This window comes from Alloalcanivorax sp. C16-1, from assembly GCF_046507805.1.
Classification (GTDB): domain Bacteria; phylum Pseudomonadota; class Gammaproteobacteria; order Pseudomonadales; family Alcanivoracaceae; genus Alloalcanivorax.
Map to the genome: position 1 here is coordinate 13,456 of NZ_JBKFTK010000007.1, position 14,341 is coordinate 27,796.

Annotated in this window: 14 protein-coding genes; 4 read left to right on the forward strand and 10 right to left on the reverse strand. The window is 65.4% G+C overall.

From position 1 onward, the window contains the following. Nucleotides 1-2 precede the first annotated feature (2 nt). Nucleotides 3-1,457 (forward strand): sodium:solute symporter family protein, encoded by a 1,455-nt coding sequence (locus ACLD0W_RS16860; RefSeq protein ID WP_410308616.1) that lies wholly within the window; start codon nucleotides 3-5, stop codon nucleotides 1,455-1,457. Nucleotides 1,458-1,625: 168 nt separating this feature from the next. Continuing rightward, complete coding sequence (locus ACLD0W_RS16865) at nucleotides 1,626-2,120, forward strand: hypothetical protein (RefSeq protein ID WP_410308617.1); 495 nt, start codon at nucleotides 1,626-1,628, stop codon at nucleotides 2,118-2,120. 93 nt (nucleotides 2,121-2,213) lie between these two features. On the opposite strand, the gene ACLD0W_RS16870 is transcribed toward ACLD0W_RS16865, so the two are convergent. From ACLD0W_RS16870 to ACLD0W_RS16880, 3 genes are all read right to left on the reverse strand, one after another. Beyond that, a complete protein-coding gene (locus ACLD0W_RS16870; protein ID WP_410308618.1) occupies nucleotides 2,214-3,101 on the reverse strand; it encodes an alpha/beta hydrolase in 888 nt (295 codons plus the stop codon). A 136-nt stretch (nucleotides 3,102-3,237) separates the two neighbouring features. Beyond that, nucleotides 3,238-4,527, reverse strand: coding sequence for an adenosylmethionine--8-amino-7-oxononanoate transaminase (bioA, locus tag ACLD0W_RS16875; RefSeq protein WP_410308619.1), 1,290 nt, complete (start codon nucleotides 4,525-4,527; stop codon nucleotides 3,238-3,240). Nucleotides 4,528-4,602: 75 nt separating this feature from the next. Then, nucleotides 4,603-5,511 carry a hypothetical protein gene (locus ACLD0W_RS16880; RefSeq protein WP_410308620.1) on the reverse strand — a complete coding sequence of 303 codons (909 nt, stop codon included), beginning with the start codon at nucleotides 5,509-5,511 and terminating at the stop codon, nucleotides 4,603-4,605. A gap of 248 nt (nucleotides 5,512-5,759) precedes the next feature. On the opposite strand from ACLD0W_RS16880, the gene ACLD0W_RS16885 reads away from it, so the two are divergent. Continuing rightward, the gene (locus ACLD0W_RS16885) at nucleotides 5,760-6,659 is read left to right on the forward strand and encodes a DMT family transporter (protein ID WP_410308621.1); all 900 of its coding nucleotides are present in this window, start codon (nucleotides 5,760-5,762) and stop codon (nucleotides 6,657-6,659) included. 9 nt (nucleotides 6,660-6,668) lie between these two features. Here ACLD0W_RS16885 and ACLD0W_RS16890 read toward each other — a convergent pair whose 3' ends face one another. The 3 genes from ACLD0W_RS16890 to ACLD0W_RS16900 form a co-directional block, all read right to left on the reverse strand. After that, nucleotides 6,669-7,373: a hypothetical protein gene (locus tag ACLD0W_RS16890; RefSeq protein WP_410308622.1), complete on the reverse strand. Its 705-nt coding sequence runs from the start codon at nucleotides 7,371-7,373 to the stop codon at nucleotides 6,669-6,671. Between the two features lie 124 nt (nucleotides 7,374-7,497). Beyond that, nucleotides 7,498-8,676: a vWA domain-containing protein gene (locus ACLD0W_RS16895; protein ID WP_410308623.1), complete on the reverse strand. Its 1,179-nt coding sequence runs from the start codon at nucleotides 8,674-8,676 to the stop codon at nucleotides 7,498-7,500. 16 nt (nucleotides 8,677-8,692) lie between these two features. Beyond that, nucleotides 8,693-9,535 carry an AAA family ATPase gene (locus ACLD0W_RS16900; protein ID WP_410308624.1) on the reverse strand — a complete coding sequence of 281 codons (843 nt, stop codon included), beginning with the start codon at nucleotides 9,533-9,535 and terminating at the stop codon, nucleotides 8,693-8,695. A gap of 125 nt (nucleotides 9,536-9,660) precedes the next feature. On the opposite strand from ACLD0W_RS16900, the gene ACLD0W_RS16905 reads away from it, so the two are divergent. Beyond that, nucleotides 9,661-10,377, forward strand: a complete 717-nt coding sequence (locus ACLD0W_RS16905; RefSeq protein ID WP_410308625.1) for a 16S rRNA (uracil(1498)-N(3))-methyltransferase — start codon at nucleotides 9,661-9,663, stop codon at nucleotides 10,375-10,377. A gap of 8 nt (nucleotides 10,378-10,385) precedes the next feature. Here ACLD0W_RS16905 and rluB read toward each other — a convergent pair whose 3' ends face one another. From rluB to ACLD0W_RS16925, 4 genes are read right to left on the reverse strand one after another with little or no spacing between them, the layout of a single operon-like run. Further along, nucleotides 10,386-11,225, reverse strand: a complete 840-nt coding sequence (rluB, locus tag ACLD0W_RS16910; RefSeq protein WP_410308626.1) for a 23S rRNA pseudouridine(2605) synthase RluB — start codon at nucleotides 11,223-11,225, stop codon at nucleotides 10,386-10,388. After that, the gene (gene scpB, locus ACLD0W_RS16915; protein WP_410308627.1) at nucleotides 11,218-12,135 is read right to left on the reverse strand and encodes an SMC-Scp complex subunit ScpB; all 918 of its coding nucleotides are present in this window, start codon (nucleotides 12,133-12,135) and stop codon (nucleotides 11,218-11,220) included. Before scpB ends, rluB begins: the two co-directional genes overlap by 8 nt. A 1-nt stretch (nucleotide 12,136) precedes the next feature. Next, nucleotides 12,137-13,066, reverse strand: coding sequence for a segregation and condensation protein A (locus ACLD0W_RS16920; protein ID WP_410308628.1), 930 nt, complete (start codon nucleotides 13,064-13,066; stop codon nucleotides 12,137-12,139). A gap of 40 nt (nucleotides 13,067-13,106) precedes the next feature. Next, the gene (locus ACLD0W_RS16925) at nucleotides 13,107-14,321 is read right to left on the reverse strand and encodes a tryptophan--tRNA ligase (RefSeq protein ID WP_410308629.1); all 1,215 of its coding nucleotides are present in this window, start codon (nucleotides 14,319-14,321) and stop codon (nucleotides 13,107-13,109) included. Between the last annotated feature and the right edge of the window lie 20 nt (nucleotides 14,322-14,341).

Genomic DNA, 14,341 nt, shown 5'->3' on the forward strand with positions numbered 1-14,341 from the left:
ACATGACCGAATCGATGATCTGGTGGTCGGTGGCGATCTATCTGGTGATCGCCGTCGCCATCGCGATACTGGCCCGGCAGGGCAAAATGGCCAACATGTCCGGGTACTTCCTGGGCGACCGCAAGATGGGCGGCTTCGTGTCCGCCATGAGCTACAGCGCCACCACCTACAGCGCCTTCATGATGGTCGGTCTCGCCGGCCTGACCTACAAGGGCGGCGTCGGCGCCCTGGGTTTTGAAATCGTCTACTTCGCCGGGGTTTCCCTGGTGGCCATCTTCGGCCCGAAATTCTGGGCGGTGGGCAAGAAGTTCGGTTTCGTGACTCCCAGTGAAATGCTTGGCCACCGTTACGGCGACAAGAAAGTGTCCATGGCCGTGGCCATCTCCAGCTGCATCTTCCTGATCCCCTACGCGGCGGTACAGCTGGCCGGCGTGGGCTACCTGCTGCAGGGCGCCACCGAAGGCGCCATTCCGTTCACCACCGGCGTGGTGCTGGCCACCGTGGTGGCGATCTTCTTCTCCTACATCGCCGGCATCCGCTCGGTGATGTGGACCGACTCCCTGCAGGCGATCATGATGATCATCGCCTCCACCCTGGTGGCCTGGCTGGTGATTCAGGGTCTCGGTGGCTTCCACGCGCTGTTCGATACCCTCGCCGAAGAGAAACCGCAATCCCTGGTGGTGCCGGGCCCCGGCCTGTTCAGCTTCGTCACCTTCCTGGGGCTGACCATTCCCTGGTTCTTCTTCAGCCTGTCCAACCCGCAGGTCAGCCAGCGGCTGTTCATGCCGTCCTCGCTGAGCGCCATGCGCCGCATGCTGATGGGCTTCCTGGTGTTCGGTCTGATCTACACCCTGGTATCGGTGCTGTGGGGCTTCTCCGCCCTGGCCGCCTACCCGGACCTGGCCCAGGCCGACCTGGCCACCGCCACGCTGCTGGGCTCCGAGCACGTACCGCCGGTGCTGGGCGCCATCGTGCTGATCGGCATCATGGCCGCCGCCATCTCCACCATCGACTCCATCATGCTGACCTTGTCCTCGATGCTGGCCCGGGACGTGTACGCCAACATGAAGGACGGTCGTGACGACGGCAAACAGCTGCTGCTGGGCAAGATCGTGATTCCGATCATCGCCATCCTGGCGTTCGGCTTCGCCGAACTGCAGCTGGACCTGATCGCGGTGCTGTCCGTGGCCGCGTCCTCCGGCCTGGTGGCCGTGGTGCCGGCCACCATCGGCGCCTTCTACTGGAAGCGCGGCACCGCCGCCGGCGCCCTGACCAGCGTGGTGGGCACCACCCTGATCGTGTTGCTGATGTACGCCACCGGCAACAAGTTCCTGGGTCTGCCCGCCGGCATCTGGGGCATCATCGTCGCCACCGTGCTGTACGTGGGCGTGAGCCTGGCCACCCGCCCGCAGACCGAGCGCGCCGAGGAATTCCTGGACGCCAGCACCAAGTACTGATCACCCCCCCCCCCCCCCCGAGCAACCCCCTTATGGCGCGCCGCCCGGCGCGCCTTTTTTTTGCGTATCGGGTCTCCCGGCACCGTTCCATTCGAAATCCACACCGTGTCACTGAATATTGCATATATTTGCATTAAAAAGACGGGTTTGTGGGTAAGGGAGACAGGCATGAAAAGAAATCCATACGAAGCCGGCGAGCCGACGAGCGTCGCCTTGGAAACCGGTAATCAGCAAAGCGGTATTCATAATGGATGGGTCGTCGGGGCGATCAGCGCCGGGCTGTTGCTGCTCGGCGCGGTTATCCAATTGGTCGGGCAGGGTGCCGATGCCGGCCTGCCGACGTTCGCTGGCGCCTGTATGCTCGCACTGATCTGCGCCGGTCTGGCGTACGGCGTGTACCGCAAGAGCCGAATCGCGGCAGTGGTTTTGTTCGTACTGTTCCTGGCGTTATGGGTGGCGTCGATCATAACGTTGGGCGGTTTCGCCGGAGTGCTGGTGGAGATGATCCGCTTGCTGTTCGCGGTGATGCTGTATCAGGCCATCCGAGCCTGTTTTGACTGGCACCGAAGCGAGCAACAGACTCGTTCGTCGGGGTCACCGGATTGGCGGCACCGCGGAAGCGCCGGGGAGACACCGAATCCAAGCAAGATCACACAGGTATAAGTACGTGTAATGTATATTATGTTAAATAGAAGATATGGGTCCTGAGAGTTATCTGCCGACCGCTCCCAGGACCACCACCCCGACTTGACGGCCCTATGGCGGACAGTGCTCTCCCAGAAAGCTGATCTGGTCCGCCACCACCTGTTCGAACGGCTCGCCCAGATAGATTTCGAAGTGCCCCGCCTGGTAATGCTTGATCTGGTGCCGGGGTGTGCGGCTGGCATGGCGCAGGGTTTGCCGGGCCGGCGCCACGGTGTCGTGGTCGCACACGCAGTACAGCACCGGCGCCTGGATGGCGGTGGTTTTGCGGCCCGGGTAATAGCGGATGATGTCCAGGGCGAAGCGCGCGGCGGCTTCGTTGCGCACTTCCACGCCGTCCGGTGCCAGCTTCATATAGCCGTCCCAGGCGTCCGGGGCGGTCATCAGGGCGGTTTCGCCGGGCCGCCCCGCCACCGCCACCATCACCGGCTCGGCGCCGGCCAGGGCGCCGAGCCGGTCACGCAGGGCCCTGACGGTGAGTTTCGCCGAGACCAGGGGTTCGGTGGCCAGGGTCGAGGCCAGGCCGTCGGTGAACGGGCATTGGGAAATCACCGCCGCCAGGCGCGGGTCGGCGGCGGCGGTGGCCAGCACATGGCCGCCGGAAAAGGACGTGCCCCACAGGATCACCCGGTCCGGGTCGGCCTGCTCCAGGGTTCGGGCACAGGCGATGGCGGCTTTCCAGTCCTGGAGCTGCTTTTTGATGTTCAGCAGTTGCCGGGGCTGGCCGTTGCTGTCGCCAAAATGACGGTAGTCGAACAGCAGGCAGGCGTAGCCCTGGGCCACGAATCGCTCGGCGAAGGCCGGCAGCCGCATGTTGCGGGTGCCGCCCAGGCCGTGGGCCATGACAATGATTGGTACCGGAGTGGCGGCGTCCGGCAGGTAGAGATCGCCCCTGCAGGTGACCCCGGCGGATGGGAATTGGATCGGTGTTACGGACATCATCGCCCTGCCCCCTGGAAAATGTTTGACGGCGGCAGCTTGCCTCGAATGGCTCGCCAGGCGATAGGCCGGGGCGTCCAGGCACCCCGGCGGCAGATTCAATCGTGCGTAACGGCCGCTTCCGGGCCGCCGAAAAGGCCTAGAGCTGCGTCACCGCCGCCATGGCGTCCACCAGCCGGCTGAGCTGCTCCGGCTCGATGCCGAAGGGCGGCATGATGTAGACCAGCTTGCCGAACGGCCTTATCCAGACGCCCCGCTCCACCAGCATCTTCTGGGTGGCGGCCACGTCGCAGGGCTGCTCCAGTTCCAGCACGCCGATGGCGCCCAGGGCGCGCACGTCGGCGACGCCGGGCAGGCGGCGGCAGGGTTCCAGTTCGCGGCGCAGTTGCGATTGGATGCCGGCCACCCGGCCGCGCCAGTCGCTCTCCAGCAGCAGTTCGATGCTGGCGTTGGCCACCGCGCAGGCCAGCGGGTTGCCCATGAAGGTGGGGCCGTGCATCAGCACGCCGGCTTCGCCGTCACAGATGCCGGCGGCCACCCGGTCGCTGCACAGGGTCGCCGCCAGGGTCATGTAGCCGCCGGTGAGGGCCTTGCCCAGGCACAGTATGTCCGGGCAGACGCCGGCGTGTTCCAGGGCGAACAATTCCCCGGAGCGGCCAAAGCCGGTGGCGATTTCGTCGAAGATCAGCAGCACGCCGTGCTCGTCGCACAGGCGGCGGGCGCCGCGCAGGTACTCCGGGTGGTAGAGCCGCATGCCGCCGGCGCCCTGCACGATGGGTTCCAGGATCACCGCCGCCACTTCGTCGGCGTGCCGTTCCAGCAGCTCGCGCAGGGAGTCCAGGTCACGGTCGTCCCAATCATCGTGGTAGCCGATGGTCGGCGCGTCGGCGAACAGGTGCCGGGGCAGCACCTTGCTGAACAGATGGTGCATGCCGTTGACCGGGTCGCAGGTGGCCATGGCCCCGAAAGTGTCGCCGTGATAGCCGTTGCGCAGGGCGATCAGGCGGTGCTTCTCTCCCCTGCCCTGGCTCAGCCAGTACTGCAGCGCCATCTTGATGGCCACTTCCACGGACACCGAACCGCTGTCCGCCAGAAACACCTTGTTCAGCGGTTCCGGGGTCAGCGCCACCAGCTTCTTGCCCAGTTCCACCGCCGGTTCGTGCGTCAAGCCACCGAACATGACATGGGCCATGCGGTCGATCTGATCCTTGGCGGCCTGGTTCAGGCGCGGATGGTTGTAGCCGTGGATGGCCGCCCACCAGGACGACATGCCGTCGATCAGCCGGCGGCCGTCTTCCAGTTCCAGGTACACCCCCTCGGCGCGGGCCACCGGGTACACCGGCAGCGGCTTCGAGGTGGACGTGTAGGGATGCCAGAGGTGGTCGCGGTCAAAGGCGAGATCGATGCTGTGGTGTCGGGGGCTGGCCATGGCGGGGTCCGTGCGGGCAAGTGGGGGGTGAACCATGCCAATTCACGGTCGCCGACTCAAGCCCCCGGCGCGGGATCAGAGCTGGGTGACCAGCAGGCGCGCCAGCACGCCGTAGGTATCGTCCGGATTGCGGATGCCGGAGATGTCGAAGTTCAGGCGTTCGAACAGGGAAAACCCCAGACCCACGGTGGCCGAGGTGTCCAGGTGGTCGATCAGATCGTGGCGGTAACCGACCCGCAGGGAGGCCGGGCCGAAGGTGTCGAACGACAGGTTGGCGCCGGCGAAGCGGGCGTCGTCGTTCTCGTTAAAGGCGTCCCGGGCGTCGATATTGATATTGAGGCGGGCGCCGGGCCACCACCAGGCCGGGTCCAGGTAGGTGGCCAGGGTGGCCAGCGCCGAGGTGCGGTAGGGGCTGGACACCAGCCGGCCATCGTCCCGGTGCGGGAACAGCCGGTCCACGCGCACCGCCATGTCCAGGTCGCCGAAGGTTTTCGCCAGGCCGGCGTTGATATTGAACCCTTCGCTTTCGGTGAGCGTGCCGGGCGCTTCGAAGAAGGGGTTGAACGCCGCTTCCGTGGGCTGGGTGTACTGGTAGAGCATCTCACGGCGGGCCTTGAACACGGCGTCGAAGCGGTAGTCGCTGCGCGGACCGAACAGCCGGTCCAGGGTCAGGCCGGCCTCGGTGAGGGAACTGCCCTGCCCGCGCATCATGCGGTCCCGCTGCGCCGCCGTATCGGCGGGAAACAGAGCGGACAGTCGCGTCTGGCTGCGCGCCATCAGCCGTGGTGAGAAATAGCGCACCGGCAGCTCGAATTCGGTGCCGGCATCGGCGTTGACGCTGAGACGGTCCCGGTTCATTTCCTCGATCGGGCCGTTGTTGCCGCCCACCACCGGCTCGCCGATCACATCGAAGTCGCCGAAGAAACGCTCGCCATGGGCGGCGCCGATCAGGCAAACACTCAGTAATATGGCAAACAGACGCATGGCCGTCCGCTCCGGAAGCACGCGGGAAATGAACTGGGCGTCAGTACTATGCAATAGATCGGCCAATTGTTAAAAGACGACGGCGTGAATTTTACGTTTGCGCTTTTCAGTCGTGTTCTTTATCGGTTTTCGTCGTAGCCATTCCTGAATGGAATCGAATGCAGTCCCGCTTTTCATTGGATTTCCCCGCCCCACCGGCGGACCATGGGCCCGCTCCGCCCTTTTTCTTTCGCTTTGTGAGCTTTCCGATGACCCGGCGCGCCTTCTGGCAATCCGGTCTGGTGCTGGTGGCCCTGGCCACCTTCGCCATGGCCTTCAAGGGCATTTTTGCCCGTTTGGTATACCAATACGGCGTGTCCGTGGACGTGCTGCTGATCTGGCGCTTCGTGCTGGCCGTGCCGCTGTTCTGGGTGGGAGCCCTGTGGCTCAACCGGCACCGGCCCAAGGCCCGGCTCAGCGGTCGGCAGTGGCTGCTGTGCGGCGTCAGCGGCCTGCTGTTCTTCTTCAGTACCTGGTGCGATTTCAACGCCATCCATGAACTCGGCGCCAGCCTGTCACGGATGCTGCTGTACCTGTTCCCGGCGCTGGTGATGCTGCTCGACGCGGCGCGCACCCGGCGCCTGCCCTCGCCGCTGCACGCTCTGGTGTTCGCCGGCGCCTGGACCGGCATCGCCCTGCTGCTGCTGCCGGGCTGGCACGACGGCCGGGTGACGGTTCACGGGGTGCTCTACGGGCTCGGCGCGGCGGCCTGCTACGCCAGCTTCCTGACCCTCGGCCAGGGCCTGATGAAACCGCTGGGCTCGGTGCGCTTCAATCAGGTGTCCAACAGTTTCACGCTGGTGTTCATGGCGGTGGGGCTGCTGCCGGGCATTCCCGCCGGCGACCTGGTGCTGAGCGCGCCGGCGCTGGGCTGGATGGTGGTGTTGGTGGTGCTGTCCACGGTGCTGCCCTTCTTTCTGCTGTTCGAGGGCTTCCACCGGGCCAATGCCTCGGAGGCGGCGGTGGTGGCCATGTTCGGCCCGGTGGTCACGGTCACCGCAGCGCTGGCGTTGTTCCCGGACGAGCACCTGGGGCCGCTGCAGTGGCTGGGGATGGTGGTGGTGCTGGCCAGTATCGGCGCCCTCAAGCTGGTGAAGGCGCCGGGCTGAGCGGTCGGATCAGAACTCCGCTTCCAAGGACCAGCGGTAGACCACATCGTCGGCGCCGTCGCTGAGGCCGAAGATGGCGCCGGCTTCCCACTCCAGTTCGTGGCCGCCCAGTTTGAACTCGCCGAGCAACACCGGGCCGGCGCCGTGGTTGCCGCTTTCCCCGTAGTATTCCAGGGCCGGGGCCAGATCGTCGTCCTCCAGCCAGGCCAGCTGGGCGGCAGCGGAGTATTCGATCTCGTCTTCCTCGGCGTCGGCGCCGTCCTGCTTCTCGGCGAAGGCGTTCAGGCGCAACCGGAAGTCCGCCGGCAGCCGCTGCTCGTAGAGCGGGCCGATCTTGTATTCCCAGACGTCGTCCTCGCGCTCCTTCTCCACCTCGCCGAGCAAGGCCAGCGCGTAGTCCCGGTTCTGGAACAGGTTGAAGCGGCCCTCCAGTTCGTAGGCTTCCAGCTCGAAGTCCTCGCCGGGCAGTTTCTCGGTGTTCAGATAGGCTTCCAGGGCAAAGCGGTCGGTGAAGGCGTAGCCGAGAGAAAATTTCTGCAGCCAGCGGCCGTCTTCCGGCTGATCACCGTCGTCCAGATAGGTGCCACGGGTCTCCAGTTCCAGATCGCCGGCCTGGATACGGGGCGAATAGACCTTGTCCACGTCGGCAAGGGTAAGCGCGGGCAGGCCGGCGCAGAGGGCGAGCGCCAGCAGGCGTGGCAGGCGTTGGTTCATTCCGGGTCCTTGTTCGAGTCCGAGGAACGGCAAGATTAGCGCAGAGACCCGGCGGGTAGCTTAAGGAAAGCTTAAGGATTTCGCGGCTGAAAGGCGTACCGCTTTCAGCCGCGATGGCCGCGATTTACTTGCTCAGGTATTTCATGGCCCGCTCGATGCCCTCGAGGGTCAGCGGGAACATGCGCTGGTCGGCCAACTGCTTGATCCATTGGGTGGAGGTGGTCATCTGCCAGGCCCGCTCCGGTTCCGGGTTCAGCCAGATCACCTTCTCGTAGGTGTCCATGATGCGCTGGAACCAGACCGCGCCGGGTTCGTCGTTCCAGTGCTCCACGGAGCCGCCCACCGAGTTCACCTCGTAGGGGCTCATGGCGGCGTCGCCGATGAAGATCACCTTGTAGTCGCTGCCGTACTTGTGCAGCACGTCCCAGGTGGAGACCTTCTCGTCCCAGCGGCGGCGGTTGTCCTTCCACACATACTCGTAGATGAAGTTGTGGAAGTAGAAATACTCCATGTGCTTGAACTCCAGCCGGGCGGCGGAGAACAGCTCCTCGCACATCTTGATGTAGGGATCCATGGAGCCGCCGATGTCGAAGAACAGCAGCACCTTGACCCGGTTTTCCTTCTGCGGGCGCATCTTGATGTCGAGCAGGCCGGCGTTGCGGGCGGTGGAGCGGATGGTGTCGTCCATATCCAGCTCTTCGTCGCGGCCGGTGCGGGCGAACTTGCGCAGCCGGCGCAGGGCCAGCTTGATGTTGCGGATGCCCAGCTCCACGGAGTCGTCCAGGTTGCGGAATTCCCGCTTCTCCCAGACCTTCACCGCGCTCTTGTTGCGCGACGGGCCGACCATGCGGATGCCTTCCGGGTTTTCCCCGTAGCCGCCGAACGGGCTGGTGCCGCCGGTGCCCACCCACTTGTTGCCGCCCTGGTGGCGCTTTTCCTGCTCTTCCAGGCGCTTGCGCAGCTCATCGAGAATCTTTTCCAGGCTGCCCAGGCCCTGCAGCTTCTCGCGCTCCTCGGCGGACAGGGTCTTCTCCAGCTGGGCGCGCAGCCATTCCTCGGGAATGGTGCGGCTCAGCCAGTCCGGCTCGATGCTTTCCAGGCCCTCGAAGTAATGGGCGAAGGCGCGGTCGAAGCGGTCGTAGTACTTCTCGTCCTTGACCATCACCGCCCGGGACAGCATGTAGAAGTCCTCGATGGACCCGAACGCCACGTGGTGCTTGAGCGCGTCGAACAGGTCCAGCAATTCGCGCAGGCTCACCGGCACCCGGTGGGCGCGCAGGTCCTCGAAAAAACCGATCAGCATAAACGCTTCTCCGGGATCAGCGTTCGCGGCGGCTCATGAAGGCCAGCCGTTCCAGCAGCTGCACATCGGCCTCGTTCTTCACCAGGGCGCCGTACAGCGGCGGCACCGCGCTCTTGGTGTCGCGGTTGCGCAGGATGTCCTGGGGAATGTCGTCGGCCATCAGCAGCTTGAGCCAGTCGATCAGCTCACTGGTGGAGGGCTTTTTCTTCATGCCCGGCACCTTGCGCAGGTCGAAGAAGATCTCCAGGGCCTCGCTGACCAGCTCTTTCTTGATCTCCGGAAAGTGCACGTCGACGATCGCCTGCATGGTCTTGGCGTCGGGGAAGTTGATGTAATGGAAGAAGCAGCGGCGCAGGAAGGCGTCGGGCAGCTCCTTCTCGTTGTTGGAGGTGATGATCACGATCGGGCGCTTCTCGGCGCGCACGGTTTCCCCGGTCTCGTAGACGAAGAATTCCATGCGATCCAGTTCCTGCAGCAGATCGTTGGGGAACTCGATGTCGGCCTTGTCGATCTCGTCGATCAGCAGCACCACCTGGTCGTCGGCGGCGAACGCCTCCCACAGGCGGCCCTTCTTGATGTAGTTGGCGACGTCCTCGACACCCTCGGCGCCGAGCTGGGAGTCGCGCAGGCGGGACACCGCGTCGTACTCGTACAGCCCCTGCTGGGCCTTGGTGGTGGACTTGATGTGCCAGGACAGCAGCGGCATGCCGAGGGATTCGGCCACCTGCTCGGCGAGCAGGGTTTTGCCGGTGCCCGGCTCGCCCTTGATCAGCAGCGGGCGCTGCAGAGCGATGGCGGCGTTGACGGCCATCTTCAGATCTTCGGTGGCGACGTACTGGTCGGTGCCCTGGAACTGCATGCGTGTCTCTCCACGTCATCAAGAATAACGAGGCGCACTCTAGCAACCCCCGGCGCCGGCGCAAAGGGCCGGAATCGCCACGTTGCGGGAGGATTGCGTCAGTCCCTGTGCGATAATCCCGCCCCATGAATCTGCTGCTGCTGCACCCCGATCAACGCCTGAGCGAGCACCTCTGGCGCCTGGACCCGCGCCAGGCCGGCCACGTACGCACCGTGCTGGGGCTCACCGAAGGCGCGCCCTGTCGCGCCGGCCTGCTCAATGGCCCCCTGGGAGAAGGCTGGATAGAATCCATTGAAAACAATGAGATATTGATTTCTTTTAAAGCCGTTTCTCAGCCGCCGGCGCCGCTGGGGCTGAACCTGCTGCTGGCCCTGCCGCGTCCGAAAATGCTCAAACGGCTGCTGATCGACGCCGCCAGCCTGGGCATCAAACGCATCGTGCTGGTGAACGCCTGGAAGGTGGACAAGAGCTATTGGCGCACGCCCAACCTCAAGGCCGACCTGCTACGGGAAAAGCTGCTGCTGGGCCTGGAACAGGCCGGTGACACGGTGCTGCCGGAACTGGTACTGGCGCCCCGCTTCCGGCCCTTCGTGGAGGACGACCTGAACGCCTGGGCCGGCGCCGGCCCGCGCTTGCTGGCCCAGCCCGGCGACCATCCCGCCCTGCCCCACGAGCTGGGCGGCCCGGCCACCCTGGCGATCGGCCCGGAGGGCGGCTGGACGCCGTTCGAGGTGGAGCTGCTACGGGAGCACGGCTTCCAGACGCGCCGTTTCGGCACCCGCATTCTGCGGGTGGAGACGGCGTTGCCGGCGCTGGTGGGGGCGTTGATGCGGCTGCCTTGAAGGCCGCCTCAGCGCCGGTAGGGATTGCGGCGGGGTTTGCGCGGCGGCTTGTCGCCACGCTGGTGACGCAGGCGCGCGCGGCCGTACAGGCCGGTGTACTTCTTGCCTTTCAGGTCCACCCGGTCGGTGAGCGGCTTGATCTCATCGGCGGTCAGTTCCTTCCAGCGGCCCATGCGCAGGTCCGAGGGCAGCGTCAGGTCGCCGAAGCGGATGCGGATCAGCCGCGCCACTTCCAGGTCCTGGGACTGGAACAGGCGCCGCACCTCGCGGTACTTGCCGCCGGTCAGGCTGACCTTGTGCCAGTGGTTGGCGGCGTCTTCGCCGCCGCCGGCGTCCTCGATGCTGTCGAACCGGGAAACCCCGTCCTCCAGCAGCACCCCGTCGAGCATCGCCCGCCGCTTCTCGTCGGTGAGATCGCCGCGCACCCGCACCGCGTACTCGCGCACGAAGCCGTTGGACGGGTGCATCAGGCGGTGCGCCAGTTCACCGTCGGTGGTGAACAGCATCAGGCCGGTGGTGTTGATGTCCAGCCGGCCCACCTGCACCCAGCGCAGGCCCTGCAACCGGGGCAGATTGTCGAACACCGTGGGGCGCCCCTGCGGGTCGTTCCGCGAGCACACCTCACCGGCTGGCTTGTGATATACGATCACACGCCGAATTACGTCTTCTTCCGCCTTCACTGGAATGATCCTGCCGTCCACTCTGATCGTGTCTTCAGGCTCCACCCGGTCACCCAGGGTCGCCACCTTGCCGTTCACGGAGATCCGCCCGTTGGCGATCCAGGCCTCCAGTTCACGGCGTGATCCCAGCCCGGTACGGGCCAGGACTTTCTGCAACTTTTCACTCATGACGCGATGTTTCGTCCTCGTTGGCGGTCTCGCCGCCGTCGTCGTCGTTCCCTTGCCGGTGTTCCGCGTCCCCGTCTTCCGGCACCGGCGTTTCGGCGGCCACCGGCGCTTCCCTGTCCACCGGCACTTCCGTGGCAACAGGTTCAGTCGGGGCGGCGTCGTTTTCCGCCTCCGGCGAGCCCTTGCGGCGGAATTCGGTCTCGAAGCCGACGTTCACCGCGTCCACCTTGTCCATGCTCATCAGGGTGGAATCGTCGATTTCCGGCTCCTCGTCGTAGCCACCGAACAGCCGTTCGGCGGGTTCACCGGCGTTGGCCGTGCCCGGCTCCTGGTCGTCGTCCTCGTCCGGGGCATCGCTCAGCGCCAGTTCCTCGTTGAGCTTGTCCAGATCCTTGATCTCCGACAGCGGCGGCAGATCCTCCAGACTCTTCAGGTCGAAGTAGTCCAGGAACTGCCGGGTGGTGGCGAACATGGCCGGCCGCCCGGGCACGTCCCGGTGCCCCACCACTCTTACCCAATTGCGTTCCAGCAAGCTCTTGATGATATGCGAGCTTACCGACACGCCACGGATTTCCTCGATTTCACCCCGGGTGATCGGCTGACGGTAGGCCACCAGCGCCAGGGTTTCCAGGATCGCCCGGCTGTAGCGCGGCGGCTTCTCCTGCCACAGGCGGCTGACCCAGGGGCCCAGGTCCTTGCGCACCTGGAAGCGGAACCCGGACGCCACTTCGCGCAGCTCCACGCCGCGTCCGGCGTACTCTTCGGCCACCTCTTCCAGCAGCTTCGACAGGGTCGCCTTGTCCGGGCGCTCGCCCTCGTCGAACAGCATCAGCAGCGCGTCCCGGTCCAGCGGGCCGTCGGCGGCGAAGATCGCCGCTTCCAGAATGTTCTTGATGTGCTGCGGCTCCACGTCAATCGTCCTCGGGCGTATCGTCGGCGGATTCGTCGTCATCGATTTCCAGTGCCGCCAGGGCCTCGGACTCCTCCAGCACCAGCGTGCGGGCCTTCACGTGGATGGGGCTGAACGGTTCGGTCTGGATCAGCTCGATCAGCGAGCCCTTGACCAGCTCCAGCACCGCCAGAAAACTCACCACCACGCCGAGGCGGCCTTCCTCGGTCTCGAACAGCTCCACGAAAGGCACGAATTCGCGGCCCTTGAGGCGGTCCAGCACGTTCGCCATGCGTTCGCGGGTGGACAGTTTTTCCCGCGATACCTGATGGCTTTCGAACATGTCGGCCCGGTGCAGCACCTCCTTGAAGGCCAGCAACAGCTCGCGCAGATCCACGTCCGGCTGCGCCCGTTCGCGCACGAAGTCCGGGCGGCGCGCGGCGGCCAGCTGGAAATCCCGCTCCTGGCGCGGCAGCCCGTCGATGTCCTCGGCGGCCTGTTTGAAGCGCTCGTATTCCTGCAGGCGGCGGATCAGCTCCGCGCGCGGGTCCTCCGCGTCCTCTTCCTCATCGTGGCTGGGCCGGGGCAGCAGGCTGCGCGACTTGATCTCGCCCAGCATGGCGGCCATCACCAGGTATTCGGCGGCCAACTCCAGGTTGAGCGCCTTCATCAGCTCCACGTACTCCATGTACTGGCGGGTGATCTGGGCCACCGGGATGTCGAGAATGTCCAGATTCTGGCGCTTGATCAGATACAGCAGCAGATCCAGCGGCCCCTCGAACGCCTCCAGGAACACTTCCAGGGCGTCCGGCGGGATATAGAGGTCGTCCGGCAGCTTGGTGATCGCCTGCCCGTACATCAGACCAAACGGCATTTCCGCCTGTTGCGGACCGGTCGGCGCCAGCGGGTTGCGGGCGCCGGGCGCGGCCGGCTGGTCGATGACGTCGTTCATGCGTGCCGCTCCCGCTGGCCGCTCACCGCCCGCTGGCCGCTCACCGGTAGTGCAGTCCCATGGCGGCGCGGACTTCCTCAAGGGTGGCGCGGGCCGCTTCGCGGGCCTCCTCGCAACCTTCCGCCACGATGGTGCGCACCAGATCCGGATTACGCAAATGCTCCTCGGCGCGCTTGCGGATCGGCGCCAGCTCTTCCTGCACCGCCTCGATCACCGGCTTCTTGCATTCCAGGCAACCGATGCCGGCGGAGGTGCAGCCCTCGCGCACCCAGGCGCGGGTGGCGTCGTCGGTGTACACCTGGTGGAATTCCCACACCGGGCACTTGTCCGGATTGCCCGGGTCGCTGCGCCGCACCCGCGCCGGGTCGGTGGGCATGCGCCGGATCTTGGCGTCCACCTGGTCCGGCTCCTCGCGCAGACTGATGAAATTGCCGTAGGACTTGGACATTTTCTGCCCGTCCAGCCCGGGCATCCTGGACGCCGGGGTGAGCAGGGCCTGGGGTTCCGGCAGGATCACCTTGCCGCCGCCTTCCAGGTCGCCGCTGAGCCGTTCCTTGTCGCCCAGGGTAATGTTCTGCTGGCCCTGCACCAGGGCGCGGGCGGTTTCCAGGGCCGACTCGTCGCCCTGTTCCTGATACTTGCGGCGGTTCTCGGTGTAGATGCGCGACTGCTTCTTACCCATCTTCTTGATGGCCGCGGCCACCGCTTCCTCGAAGCCCGGCTCGCGGCCGTACAGATGGTTGAAGCGGCGCGCCACCTCCCGGGTCAGCTCCACGTGGGCCACCTGGTCGGCGCCCACCGGCACCTGGCCGGCCCGGTAGATCAGGATGTCGGCGGCCTGCAGCAGCGGGTAGCCCAGGAAGCCGTAGGTGCTGAGGTCCTTTTCGCGCAGCTTTTCCTGCTGATCCTTGTAGGTCGGCACCCGTTCCAGCCAGGACAGCGGCGTCATCATCGACAGCAGCAGATGCAGTTCCGCGTGCTCCGGCACCTGGCTCTGGATGAACAGGGTGGCGGAGCCGGGATTGACGCCGGCGGCCAGCCAGTCGATGACCAGATCCCAGACATAGTCCTGAATGGCGTGCGGGTTCTCATACTCGGTGGTGAGACCGTGCCAGTCAGCGACAAAAAAGAAACACTCGTACTCGTGCTGCAAACGTGCCCAATTCTTGAGCACGCCATGGTAATGCCCCAGATGCAGGCGCCCGGTGGCGCGCATACCCGATACCACTCTTTGGGAGGGAACCACGGAACTCAAAAGCCGACTCCTGTCGCAAC

Coding starts and splice junctions, on each gene's coding strand:
- ACLD0W_RS16860 (WP_410308616.1), top strand. CDS start 3: ATGACCGAATCGATGATCTGGTGGTCGGTGGCGATCTATCTGGTGATC.
- ACLD0W_RS16865 (WP_410308617.1), top strand. CDS start 1,626: ATGAAAAGAAATCCATACGAAGCCGGCGAGCCGACGAGCGTCGCCTTG.
- ACLD0W_RS16870 (WP_410308618.1), bottom strand. CDS start 3,101: ATGATGTCCGTAACACCGATCCAATTCCCATCCGCCGGGGTCACCTGC.
- bioA (WP_410308619.1), bottom strand. CDS start 4,527: ATGGCCAGCCCCCGACACCACAGCATCGATCTCGCCTTTGACCGCGAC.
- ACLD0W_RS16880 (WP_410308620.1), bottom strand. CDS start 5,511: ATGCGTCTGTTTGCCATATTACTGAGTGTTTGCCTGATCGGCGCCGCC.
- ACLD0W_RS16885 (WP_410308621.1), top strand. CDS start 5,760: ATGACCCGGCGCGCCTTCTGGCAATCCGGTCTGGTGCTGGTGGCCCTG.
- ACLD0W_RS16890 (WP_410308622.1), bottom strand. CDS start 7,373: ATGAACCAACGCCTGCCACGCCTGCTGGCGCTCGCCCTCTGCGCCGGC.
- ACLD0W_RS16895 (WP_410308623.1), bottom strand. CDS start 8,676: ATGCTGATCGGTTTTTTCGAGGACCTGCGCGCCCACCGGGTGCCGGTG.
- ACLD0W_RS16900 (WP_410308624.1), bottom strand. CDS start 9,535: ATGCAGTTCCAGGGCACCGACCAGTACGTCGCCACCGAAGATCTGAAG.
- ACLD0W_RS16905 (WP_410308625.1), top strand. CDS start 9,661: ATGAATCTGCTGCTGCTGCACCCCGATCAACGCCTGAGCGAGCACCTC.
- rluB (WP_410308626.1), bottom strand. CDS start 11,225: ATGAGTGAAAAGTTGCAGAAAGTCCTGGCCCGTACCGGGCTGGGATCA.
- ACLD0W_RS16920 (WP_410308628.1), bottom strand. CDS start 13,066: ATGAACGACGTCATCGACCAGCCGGCCGCGCCCGGCGCCCGCAACCCG.